At 63.9% G+C, this 11854-nt stretch carries 9 protein-coding genes; 1 reads left to right on the forward strand and 8 read right to left on the reverse strand.

Features of this window, described 5'->3' with window-relative positions; genetic code table 11:
• The 8 genes from ABR948_RS08945 to ABR948_RS08980 form a co-directional block, all read right to left on the reverse strand.
• The coding region (locus ABR948_RS08945; protein WP_428116055.1) for an amidase at positions 1-1356 on the reverse strand (1356 nt) is incomplete at its 3' end.
• Complete coding sequence (locus ABR948_RS08950; RefSeq protein WP_428116057.1) at positions 1349-2521, reverse strand: M20 aminoacylase family protein; 1173 nt, start codon at positions 2519-2521, stop codon at positions 1349-1351. The genes ABR948_RS08945 and ABR948_RS08950, both read right to left, overlap by 8 nt.
• A gap of 5 nt (positions 2522-2526) precedes the next feature.
• Positions 2527-4086 carry a M81 family metallopeptidase gene (locus tag ABR948_RS08955; RefSeq protein WP_428116059.1) on the reverse strand — a complete coding sequence of 520 codons (1560 nt, stop codon included), beginning with the start codon at positions 4084-4086 and terminating at the stop codon, positions 2527-2529.
• Between the two features lie 136 nt (positions 4087-4222).
• Positions 4223-5839 carry an ABC transporter ATP-binding protein gene (locus tag ABR948_RS08960; RefSeq protein ID WP_428116118.1) on the reverse strand — a complete coding sequence of 539 codons (1617 nt, stop codon included), beginning with the start codon at positions 5837-5839 and terminating at the stop codon, positions 4223-4225.
• 144 nt (positions 5840-5983) lie between these two features.
• On the reverse strand, positions 5984-6874 hold the full coding sequence (locus ABR948_RS08965) for an ABC transporter permease (protein WP_428116062.1): 891 nt from the start codon (positions 6872-6874) through the stop codon (positions 5984-5986).
• 12 nt (positions 6875-6886) lie between these two features.
• On the reverse strand, positions 6887-7828 hold the full coding sequence (locus ABR948_RS08970) for an ABC transporter permease (protein WP_428116065.1): 942 nt from the start codon (positions 7826-7828) through the stop codon (positions 6887-6889).
• Between the two features lie 255 nt (positions 7829-8083).
• Entirely contained in the window at positions 8084-8770 is a 687-nt protein-coding gene (locus ABR948_RS08975) for a DNA-3-methyladenine glycosylase I (protein ID WP_428116120.1), read from the reverse strand.
• A 50-nt stretch (positions 8771-8820) separates the two neighbouring features.
• On the reverse strand, positions 8821-9951 hold the full coding sequence (locus ABR948_RS08980) for a M20/M25/M40 family metallo-hydrolase (protein ID WP_428116067.1): 1131 nt from the start codon (positions 9949-9951) through the stop codon (positions 8821-8823).
• 250 nt (positions 9952-10201) lie between these two features.
• On the opposite strand from ABR948_RS08980, the gene ABR948_RS08985 reads away from it, so the two are divergent.
• Positions 10202-11812 (forward strand): ABC transporter substrate-binding protein, encoded by a 1611-nt coding sequence (locus ABR948_RS08985; RefSeq protein WP_428116070.1) that lies wholly within the window; start codon positions 10202-10204, stop codon positions 11810-11812.
• Positions 11813-11854 lie beyond the last annotated feature (42 nt).

The raw sequence follows: 11854 nt of genomic DNA on the forward strand, positions 1-11854 counted from the left end.
GCCGAGCACGCCGATATCGTCAAAACGACGCCCGACGATCTGCACGCCGATCGGAAAGCCCTTTTTGTCATAGCCGCCATTGATCGTAACAGCCGGATTTTCCGCCATGTTCCACGGCACGGTAAAGGCGATGTGCTCGAACGGTTTGTCGGGATCGTTCAGCGGCGAGGCCAGTTCGGCGGCGAAATTCACCACCGGCGAGACCGGCGAAATCACATAATCGATCTCGCCGAACAATTTGGCCGCCGCGGCGCGGATCGCCATGGTGGCATTGAACCCCCGGATCACATCGACGCCTGAAAGCTCGGCGCCGGCCTCCGCCCAGTTGACGATATAGGGCAGCGCCTTGGCGCGCGTGGCCGGCGCAAGCTTCGAGAGATCGTCCCACAGCCGCGCACGCCAGAAATTGTCGAGGCCGTCGAGCATCTCGCGGGTCAGCACGCCGGCGATCTCCGTGACCACAGCGCCGGCGGCCTCGAAGGCCTTGGCGGCCTTCACGGCGACGTCGCGGACTTCTTTTTCGAGAGGTTGACCAACGCCGGCATCGAGCATCAGGCCAATGCGCAATTTGCGCGGAGACTTTTCCAGCGCCTTCCAGTTGATGTTGTCGGGCGGCAGGCTCATGCCGTCGCGGCGATCCGGCCGCGACAATACGCTCATCATCAAGGCGGCGTCGTCGACGGTGCGGGTCATCGGTCCGGCGACGCGGCCGACATAGGGCGGGTCGACCGGAATTCGTCCAAGACTCGGCTTCAGCCCGACCAGGCCGCACCAGCAGGCCGGCAGCCGCACCGAGCCGCCGATATCGGTCCCGACATGGAGCGGCCCGTAGCCCGCGGCACCCGCGGCGCCGGCGCCGGCACTGGAGCCGCCGGGGTTCTTGCTGAGGTCCCAGGGATTGCGGGTGAGGGGATGGAAGCTCGAGAGGCCCGACGACAACATGCCGTAATCCGGCATCGTGGTCTTGGAGAAGATCACCGCGCCCGCTTCGCGCAAACGCGCCGCAGGCGGCGAATCCGCGGGCGCCGGTATCAATGCGGTGGTGGCGGCGCCGAGCGGCACCGGCACGCCCTTGGTCGCGATGTTGTCCTTGATGGTGACGGGAACGCCGTCGAGCAGGCCGGTCGGCTCGCCTCTGTGCCAGCGCTCGGTCGAGGCCCCAGCGGTGGCGCGCGCGCCTTCCGGATCGAATGCGTACAACGCCTTGATGTGCGGCTCCCACACCGCGATATGTGCCAGCACGTCCTCCAGCACTTCGGACGGCGAGAACTGCCGGGCGCGAAAACCCGCGACGAGATCGACGGCGCTGAGATCGTGCAGCGCCGACACGGAGTCCTGTGCGGCCGATTTATGCATGGGCTGATATCGGCAAGCGGGCTTCAATGATGCGGGCGAACACGCTGGCACCGATCGGCAAGATCTTGTCGTCGAGGATATAGCCGGGATTGTGCACCGGCACCGAGCCGTCATGGCCGACCCAGAAATAGGCGCCGGGCGCGGCATGCAGCATGTCGGCGAAATCCTCGCTGCCCATCTTCGGCCGCGACCGCGTGAAGACCTTTGTGGGATCGACCACCGTGCGCGCCGCTTCGGCAACCACGTTGGATTGCTCCTCCTGGTTGACCAGCACGCTGAAAGTATCGCGGATATCGGCTGTGATCTCGACCTGGAACGCGCTGGCGATTCCGGCGCAGATCGCGCGCATCCGCTCGCGGATCAGCGCGCGGATGCCGTCGGAAAAGGCGCGGACGGTGCCGGCCAGCCTGGCTTCGCCGGGGATCACATTGTAGGCGGAGCCGGCGCGAATTTGCGTGATAGACAGCACCGCCGACTGCAGCGGATCGACATTGCGGCTGACAATGGTCTGCAGCGCCTGTCCGAGCGTCATCGCGATCACGACCGGATCTTTCGAACGCTCCGGCATCGCGCCATGCGCGCCGTAGCCACGGATGGTGATGTCGAAAAAGTCAGCCCCGGCCATCGCGGGGCCGGGCAGGATCGCGACCTCGCCGTGGTTCAGGTCGGGCGCGTTGTGCAGCCCATAGACTTCGTCGCAGGGAAATTTCTCGAACAACCCGTCCTTGATCATGGCGCGGGCGCCGCCGAGGCCTTCCTCGGCCGGCTGGAAGATGAAATGCACGGTGCCGTCGAAATTACGGGTCTCGGCGAGATAGCGCGCGGTGCCGAGCAGCATGGTGGTGTGGCCGTCATGGCCGCAGCCGTGAAAGCGGCCGGGAACGGTCGAGCGCCATTTCAGGTTGGTGTTCTCTTCCATCGGCAGCGCATCCATGTCGGCGCGCAGACCGATGCGCCTGGCGCAGCCGCCCTTGCCCCTGAGCACGCCGATGACGCCGGTGCCGCCGAGGCCGCGATGCACCTCGATGCCCCATTGGCTCAGCCGCTCCGCGACAATGCCGGAAGTGCGGACCTCCTCGAAGCCGATCTCGGGATGGGCGTGCAGATCCCGGCGGATCGCGGTGAGTTCGTCGGCAAAGCCTTCGATGCGGTCGATGTTTGGCATGGCTGTTATCCGATGGCAGGAGAAGGGGCGGGCGATGGTGCAGGGGATGGTGAACCTGATTTGACGGGTACAACAAAAGCAGGACCGTTCGGCTTGATCCGAATGCCCGGACGCAAGCTCGTCCACGGTAGTGCGGCGCTGTCGGCGGGCATCGCGCCGGGTGCGGCGCAGATGATCAGTTTCTCGGCGATCGGCTCGAAATCGGCGCGGAAATGCACCGAGCTCTTGTTGACGAGAATGGATTGCTCTGATGGTTCGATGCCGACATAGCGGTACATCGACTGGTCCGCGAGCTGCGCCTTGTGCGAACTCACGACCACGCGCACATCCCCAATCCGCAGACAGGCCGACGGCCCCATGTCCATGTCGCGTCCACCGAAATAGGGGCCGGGCGCCACAAACAGGCCGTCGGACAGTTGCTCGACGATGAACGTTTCATGATATGGCGCATCGCCTGAAATGCCCGACTTGCCGCCAAGCGCCAGTGTGACGGTGGCGCCGACGCCAGCGGCATGCGCCGCCTTGGCGGAGGCGGGGTCATAGATCACGCCGATCGCGGCTTTGGTGGCCTTGTTGCGGACCAGCGCCCGCAACATGCCTGTGGTGTCGGAATCGCCGCCGGCGCCCGGATTGTCCTGGGTGTCGGCGATGACAATCGGCTTGCGCGCGCGCCGCGCCAGTTCCATCGCGTAGCGCACGCCCTCATCGGGCGTGTAGATGCGGCCGTCGAAATCGTCCTCGTGGCCGGCGATGATCGCAGCGATCTGATCCGCGGCCCTGTCGGCGTCGGCTTGCGTCTTGCCATAGGCAAACACACTCGGCCCGCAATCGGGAAAATCCGCCGCGGGAAAGCCCGGCGCGAAAGACAGCGTCGGTACGGTTTCGCTCTGCAGCGCCGCCAGTTTCTGGTAGATACCTTTGGTGGGCTGGTCGTTGGTGCATTGCCAGCTGATCGGAATCAGGAACGGCAACTGCCGGAACGCCTTGGCGAAGCGTTGCCCGCTGCGCAACATCAACGCGAGATGACGGGCGGCGGCGCGGCCGGTATCGGCCATATCGATATGAGGATAGGTGCGGTAGGCGATCAGTGCATCGGCGTGCTCGACCATCACAGGCGTGACATTGGCGTGCAGGTCGAGGCTGACCACCAGCGGCAGGTCCCGGCCGATCACCTCGCGCACGCGCCTCAAAACTTCGCCTTCGCCATCGTCGAGATGCTCGGTCACCATGGCGCCGTGCAGATCGAGATAAACAGCATCGAGCGGTCCGGCATTTCGGATGCCGTCGATCATGACCTTGACGATGCGCTCATACGCATCCTGCGTCACATGGGCGGAAGGACTGGCCGCGGTGAAGATGGTTGGCACCAGCTCCCAGTCGCTGGTTTCCGCCTGCCCGATAAAGCCGGCCAGTCCGACATTGATGTTGCGAATGGTGCTGAGCACATCGATTCCCTGAACCATCGAAGGCCAACCGCCGCCGTGCTCGAAGTCGGCGTAGGTGGCCTTCGTCGGCGCGAAGGTATTGGTCTCATGCAGGAAGCCGCCAACGGCGATACGGGTCATAAGCGTGTCTCACCAGATGTACCTAGCCCGTCATTCCGGGATGCGCCGTCAGGCGCAGGCCCGGAATCTCGAGATTCCGGGTTCGCGTCTTCGACGCGCCCCGGAATGACGACCTGTCAGGACTTCAGCGCCAATGTCAAAGCGCCGCCGTTGCCTCGCGCGCCACCGGCCGAAAGTTGGCGAAATCCCACTCCCGTCCGGGGGCGGCGTCAAGCAGCGCACGGGTATAGGCTACTTGCGGATTTGTCAGGACTCGGGCCGCCGGGCCCTGTTCGACGATGCGGCCGTTTTGCATCACCGCGACGTCGTCGCAGATTTGCGCGGCGACACGCAAATCGTGGGTGATGAACAACAGCGCGATGCCGAGCCGGCTCTGGATTTCGTCGAGCAGTTCCAAGACCTGGGCCTGCACCGAGACGTCGAGCGCCGAGACCGCTTCATCCGCCACCAGCACATCAGGGTCGAGCGCCAATGCCCGCGCGATGGCGATACGCTGGCGCTGGCCGCCGGAGAACTGGTGCGGATAGCGCGTGATGGCGTCGGCGGGCAGGTCGACCAGTTCCAGCAGTTCCCGCGCCTTGGCCAGCGCCTGCGCCCGCTTCATACCGTAATTGATCGGACCCTCGGCGATGGTCTCGCCAATGGATATCCTCGGATTGAGCGAGCGATACGGATCCTGGAAAATGATCTGGATGCGTTTTCGATGCGGCTGCAGCAGCCGGCGCGACAGTTCGGAGATTTCGCGGCCCACGAGGCGGATGCCGCCGGAGGTCGGATCGATCAGGCGGACGATGCAGCGCGCGACCGTCGATTTGCCGGAGCCGCTTTCGCCGACAATGCCGAGCGTGCGGCCCTTGCGCAGCGTCAGCGTGACATTCTGCGCCGCCACCACTTCGCGGCTGCGGCCGAACAGCGAGCGCTCGCGATAGACCTTGCCGAGCTCGTTGGCCTCCAGCACCACCGGTTCTCTTGATTCCGGGCGCGGCACGCGCGGAATCAGGCTCGGCACCGCCGAGAGCAGGTCGCGGGTATATTCCATCGAGGGCGTGCGCAGGATGGTGTCGAGCGGCCCGGTCTCCACCAGCCGGCCGCGACGCATCACCGCGACGCGATCGGCGATCTCGGCGACCACGCCCATGTCATGGGTGATGAACAGCACCGCTGTGCCGCGATCGCGCTGCAGGTCGCGGATCAGGGTCAGAATCTGCTTCTGCGTGGTGACGTCGAGCGCGGTGGTCGGCTCGTCGGCGATCAGCAGTTTTGGTTCCAGCACCAGCGCCATCGCGATCATGATGCGCTGGCGCTGACCGCCCGACAGCCGGTGGGGATGGGATGCAAAGATCCGTTCGACCTCGGGCAGCCGCACCTGTTCCATCATCGCGAGGATGCGCTGGCGCCGGGCGCGCGCATCGAGGTTGGTATGGACGCGCAGCACCTCGTCGATCTGGCGGCCGACCGGCACCACCGGATTGAGCGCGGTCATCGGCTCCTGGAAAATCATCGCCATGGTGGTGGCGCGCAATTGCCGCAGCCGCCGGACGCTGGCGCCAAGAAGTTCCTCGCCGACCAGCTTGATGCTGCCGCCGGTCGGCGCCAGCGCGCCTTTTTGCAACAGGCCCATGACCGTCAGCGACGTGACGGATTTGCCCGATCCGCTTTCGCCAACCAGACACAGCGTTTCGCCCTCACGGACCGCGAGCGAGAGGTCGTCGATGATCCGGTCGTCGCGCGGATTTTTGCCGAGACCGACCATGAGATTGTTGATGTCGAGGATCACATCGGTCACGTCATGGCCTCCCACCGTCATTGCGAGGAGCGCAGCGACGAAGCAATCCATTCTTTCTTTGCTCGGCGAAATGGATTGCTTCGCTTCGCTCGCAATGACGGTGCTGGTTCATCACTTCCCGCCCTCGCGCTGCTTCATGCGGGGATCGAGTGCGTCGCGGGCGGCGTCGCCGATCAGGTTGACGCTGAGGATCGCAACCGACAGCAGCAGGCCCGGCCAGAAGATCAGCGACGGTTTTATTTGAAAATAGGCGCGGCCCTCGGCCATGATGTTGCCCCAGGTCGGCGTCTCCGGGCTGATGCCGGCGCCGAGAAACGACAGGATCGCTTCGGTGAGAATGGCCGAGGCGCAGACATAAGTCCCTTGCACGATCAGCGGCGCAATCGTGTTCGGCATCAGATGCCGCCACATGATCTTCGGCAGGCTGGAGCCGACGGAAATCGCGGCTTCCACATAGGGCTCCTCGCGCGCCGAGAGAACGACCGAGCGCACCAGCCGCGCGACACGCGGAACTTCGGGAATCGTGATTGCGACCAGCACCGTCATCAGGCTGGCGCCGGACAGCGACACCACGGCAATCGCGAGCAGGATGCTGGGGATCGCCATCAATCCGTCCATGACGCGCATCATCACCGCGTCGATCCATTTGAAGAAGCCTGAGACGAGGCCGATCACAAGCCCGATGCCGATGCTGACGACGGCCGCGCCGAGGCCGATCAGCAGCGATATCCGTCCGCCGTACAGAATCCGCGACAGCACGTCACGGCCATAGCCGTCAGTGCCGAGCAGGAACTGCGCGCTCGCGGGCTTCAGCCGTTGCGCAGGCGCCAGCAGCAGGGGATCGTGCGGCGAGAGCCAGGGCGCCAGGATCGCGGAGGCGATCACCAATGCCAGGCAGATTGTCGCCGTCGTGATGATCGGCGTCGCCGTCAGAAATCCGAATCGCGGCCGGTCCGGCGTGATGATGCCAACGGACGGCTCGGGGAGGGTTTCGATCGCCATCAGTACCGGACCTCAATAACGAATTCTGGGATCGAGCAGGGTGTAGGCGACATCGATCAAGAGGTTGACCGCGACATAGATGCCCGACGTCAACAGGATCATCGCCTGGATCACCGGGTAGTCGCGCGCCAGCACCGCATCGACGGTGAGGCGGCCGATACCGGGCAGGTTGAATACGCTTTCGGTGACCACGACGCCCGATATCAACAGCGCAAAACCAGTTCCGATCACGGTGATGACAGGCACCGCGGCATTGCGTAGCGCGTGGCGCAGCAGCACGCCGGTCTCGCCGATGCCCTTGGCGCGCGCGGTGCGCACATAATCCTCGCCAAGCACATCCAGCATCGCCGCCCGGGTCATGCGCGCGATCAGCGCGATATAGATGAACGAAAGGGTACAGGTCGGCAGCACGATACGTTCGAAAAACGGACCGAAACCGGCGCTGATGCTGCGAAAGCCCTGCACCGGCAGCCAGCGCAGGTCGATGGCAAAGATCTGGATCAGCACATAGCCGATCACAAATACCGGGACCGAGAAGCCGAGCACCGACAATCCCATCACGAAGCGGTCGATCCAGGTGCCGTGTTTCCACGCCGCGATCACGCCGAGCGGCACCGCGACCATGATGGCGAGGATGATGGTCGATACCGCGATGCTGATCGAGGGTTCGACCCGCTTGCTGATCATTTCCAGCACCGGCACGTTGGAAATCAGCGACACGCCGAGGTCGCCATGCAGCAATTTGCCGATCCAGGTGAAGAACTGGCTGTAGAGCGGCTGGTTCAGGCCCAATGAAGCGCGGATGCGCTCAAGCTGCTCGGGGGTGGCGTTGTCGCCGGCCAGAATCGCGGCGGGATCGCCCGGGGTCAGCCGCAGCAGCAGAAACACGAACAGCGCCACCACGCCCATCACGGGGATGGCGGCCAGCACGCGGCGGAGCAGGTATCCGAGCATCAGGCGAACCCACGCTGTCGTCCCTGCGAAAGCAGGGACCCATGCGCCAAAGAATCTCGCGCCGAGGCGTCTCGATGGAACGCTGGCGCGCTAGCTCGGAACGGCAACGCACACCGGGGGTTATGGGTCCCTGCTTTCGCAGGGACGACGGGTCGAGGTTGCGGCATGTTGCAGAAATACTTCATGTTGCGGTCCCAATAAGGGTTTTAGCAATTCCCGTGCCATTGCAACACGCATCACACCGATCGCGACAGGTCATACCGCATGGTTCTCGCCGATCGACATCGCGCAGATGCGCGACAGATGCACATAGGGTAATCCTGTCTCGTTCGCCCAGGCATTGAACTGCGCCTGCACCTTGGCGAGGTCACCCTTCGACTTCACCTCCTCAGCGATATCGAGTCCGGCATCGCGCAGGCAGGCTACCACGTCCTGCGACGTCACAAATCCGTCCCAGCCGACGAAACGCAGAAACATCTGTCCGGTATTGCCGCCGAGCCGGCTGCCGCGCTTGGCGAGCAGGTTCAAGAGGCCGATCTGGTCGGAGGAGGGCCACTTGGCCAGGAATTTGCCGAAGCTGCCGTGTTCCCTGGCGATCTCCTGCACGAAGGCGGCGTTCTCGCGCACCGACTGTATCTTGGCGCCGTTGCGCACGATGCGCGTATCGGACAACAGGGCGTCCCAGAAATCGTCGGGTTGAAAGGTGAGTTTTGCAGGTTTGAAGGCGAGGAATGCTGTTTCGAAGCCCGGCCACTTCGTCTCGATCACACTCCAGGCGAATCCAGCGGAAAACACCCGCTTCGTCATCTCCGAAAGCATGTGGTCGTCGGAAAGTTTTGCCAGCGCCTTGAGGTCTGGTTTGCGCGGCAGCAGCTTTTCCAGCTCCCTCGGACCGCCCTTGCGCTTCTCGGCCCTGGCGCGAATGGCCTTGAACGCAATCATGCGGGATTTGTTGGGCGCTTTCGGCATGGCAAGGACCACTCCCAAGGACTTTACTCCAGTGTCGCCAGCAACCCCGCCATCAGGCGGCCGCGTTCGGCAAGGCTGTCGACTTCGATGTGCTCGTTGAGCGTATGGGCATCGGCGCCGCGCACGCCGAGCCCATCGAGGGTCGCAATTCCCATCGCGCCGGTGAAATTGCCGTCGGAGCCGCCGCCGGCGCTGCCGTGGGGAAGCTCAATGCCCATTGCTTTCGCCACGCCGCGCGCCTTTTCATACAGCGCCATGGTTCCGGCATCGGGCTCCCACACCGGTCGCGTCACGCCGCGGGTGACGTTGAACGTCACATCGTTGGCAGTGCCTGACAGCGCCAGCATGCGCTCGATGCCGCGATCGAGATCGGCCTGGCGCTTGGCCATGCTCAGGGCTTCGCCGCTGCAAATGGTGGCGACGCAATTGACCCATTGGCCGCCATGCACGATGCCGACGCTGAAGGTGCAATCCTCCGTGGTCATGCCGTCGATGGCGAGAATCTGGCGCGCCATCTCGCGAATCGCGGAGCGGCCCGAGGACAGCGTGGCGCCGGCATGGCTGGGTTTGCCCACCGCTTCCAGATTGAACCGCGCGATCGCGTAACGTCCGGTGACGACGCCATTGTTCGGCCGGCCCGGCTCCGGCACCAGCACATATTTGTTGCGCGCGGCTTCGGCTTCGATGATGTCGCGCGTCGAGGGCGTGCCGACTTCCTCGTCCGGCGTGAACAATACCGTGATCGGCAGCGGCGTCGTGAAGGCGGCGCGCGCCAATTGCCGGATCGCTTCCAGCGTCAGGTAATTGCCGCCCTTCATGTCGAAGATCCCGGGCCCGAAGCATTTGTTGCCGTCGCGCCGCCATGCGAGTTTCTCCAGCGTGCCGAGCGGATGCACGGTATCGAGATGGCCCGCGATCAGAATACCGGGCTCGCCCTGCCTGGGATGCGCAAAGCGCGCGCGGACGCAGCCGCCAAAACCCTGCCGTCCGGCGATGCGTTCGATCGACGCGCCCATGATCGCCATCTCGCGCGCGGCGAGATCGAGCATGCGGTTGACGGCATTGGCGTCCCAGGTCGGGCTTTCGCATTCCACCCAGCCGCGCAAACCCTGCAGCATGGCCTCGGAATCGAAGGGAAGGTTGGCGGGGTTCATCGGATGGCTCTCTCGCATTCGTAATGGTTTCAATGGCGCGCATACGAGAATGACCGGCGGTGAATTTGTAAAGTGAAACATCCGGGAAGGGTGAGCCCGCATACGCGCCGGCCACAACCCGATTGACGCGCGCAGCGGCCGGTGCAAGTCTCGAATATTCAGGAGTTACAGCGTGTTAGTACGCCTAAATAACGGACCGCATGCATAACGAATGACCGGGCTTTGACCGGTTTCACGTCAGGAGAGATCAATGTTCCATATCTCGCGTTGGAAACGTCACAGGATCGTGTCCTGCATCATCCTGCCGGCGCTCGCGCTTGCGGCGGCGCTGGTGGGAACCTCGCCGGCCGACGCCAAGACCATCACCGCGGTGATGCATTCCGATCTGCGCGTGATCGATCCCGGTATTACCACGGCCTACATCACCCGCGATCACGGCTACATGGTCTATGACACGCTGCTGGCGGAGGACGCCAATTTCAAGATCCAGCCGCAGATGGCGGAGTGGAAAGTCTCCGACGACAAGCTGACCTACACCTTCACGCTGCGCGACGGCTTGAAGTGGCATGACGGCGCGCCGGTCACGGCGGAAGATTGCGTGGCGTCGCTCAAGCGCTGGGGCAAGAACGACGGCATGGGCCAGAAGCTGATGGACTTCACCGCCAGCCTCGAGGCCACTGACGCCAAAACCATCACGCTGAAACTGAAAGAGCCCTACGGCCTGGTGCTGGAGTCGATCGGAAAGCCGTCGTCGCTGGTGCCGTTCATGATGCCGAAGCGGCTGGCCGAAACGCCGCCCGGCCAGCAGATCAAGGAGCAGATCGGATCCGGTCCCTTCAAGTTCGTGCAGGCCGAATTCCAGCCCGGCGTGAAGGCCGTCTACGAGAAGAACAAGGATTATGTGCCGCGCCAGGAGCCGCCGAGCTGGACCTCCGGCGGCAAGGTGGTGAAGGTCGACCGTGTCGAATGGATCACGATGGCGGACGCGCAGACCGCGATGAACGCGCTGCTGTCCGGCGATATCGATTTCTTCGAGAACCCGTCGTTCGATGTTATTGCGATCCTCACCGCCAACCCCGAGCTGAAGGTCGAAGTCCTCAACAAGCTCGGCTTCCAGACGCTCGGCCGGATGAATTTCCTTTATCCGCCGTTCGACAACGTCAAGGTACGCCGCGCCGCCTTCATGGCCATGAATCAGAAGGACGTACTCGATGCGATGGTCGGCAATCCCGAATATTACCGGATCTGCGGCGCGGTTTTCGTCTGCGGCACACCGCTGGCGACCGATGTCGGTTCGGAATCGCTGGTCAAGGGCAACGGCATGGCGGAAGCCAAAAAGCTGCTCGCCGAATCCGGCTATGACGGCACGCCTGTGGTGCTGATGGCGCCCGGCGATGTCGTGACGCTGAAGGCGCAGCCGATCGTCGTGGCGCAGTTGCTGCGCGACGCCGGCTTCAAGGTCGATGTGCAGGCCACCGACTGGCAAACCGTGGTGACCCGCCGCGCCAGCCAGAAGCCGCCGAAGGAGGGCGGCTGGAACATCTTCTTCACCAACTGGGTCGGCGCCGACGTGGTCAATCCGGTTGCCAATGTGTCGGTCGGCGGCCGCGGCAAGAATGGCGGCTGGTTCGGCTGGCCAGAAGACGCCAAGGTGGAGGCGATGCGCGATGCCTTCGCGCGATCGTCCTCGCTGGACGAGCAGAAGAAGATCGCAGCCGACATCCAGAAGGAAAACTACGACGAGGTGATCTACATCCCGCTCGGGCAGTTTCTCATTCCCAGCGCGTGGCGCAAATCGCTCACCGGCGTGCTCGACGGACCGGCCACCCCGATCTTCTGGAATATCGACAAGTCGGAATAGGGCAAGCCTGAGCAGAGCAAGCCTGAGCGGAGAGGGGCGGTG

The sequence above is a fragment of the Bradyrhizobium sp. genome, from assembly GCF_050014615.1.
Classification (GTDB): Bacteria; Pseudomonadota; Alphaproteobacteria; order Rhizobiales; family Xanthobacteraceae; genus Bradyrhizobium.

Coding starts and splice junctions, on each gene's coding strand:
- ABR948_RS08950 (WP_428116057.1), bottom strand. CDS start 2,521: ATGCCAAACATCGACCGCATCGAAGGCTTTGCCGACGAACTCACCGCG.
- ABR948_RS08955 (WP_428116059.1), bottom strand. CDS start 4,086: ATGACCCGTATCGCCGTTGGCGGCTTCCTGCATGAGACCAATACCTTC.
- ABR948_RS08960 (WP_428116118.1), bottom strand. CDS start 5,839: ATGGTCGGTCTCGGCAAAAATCCGCGCGACGACCGGATCATCGACGAC.
- ABR948_RS08965 (WP_428116062.1), bottom strand. CDS start 6,874: ATGGCGATCGAAACCCTCCCCGAGCCGTCCGTTGGCATCATCACGCCG.
- ABR948_RS08970 (WP_428116065.1), bottom strand. CDS start 7,828: ATGCTCGGATACCTGCTCCGCCGCGTGCTGGCCGCCATCCCCGTGATG.
- ABR948_RS08975 (WP_428116120.1), bottom strand. CDS start 8,770: ATGATTGCGTTCAAGGCCATTCGCGCCAGGGCCGAGAAGCGCAAGGGC.
- ABR948_RS08980 (WP_428116067.1), bottom strand. CDS start 9,951: ATGAACCCCGCCAACCTTCCCTTCGATTCCGAGGCCATGCTGCAGGGT.
- ABR948_RS08985 (WP_428116070.1), top strand. CDS start 10,202: ATGTTCCATATCTCGCGTTGGAAACGTCACAGGATCGTGTCCTGCATC.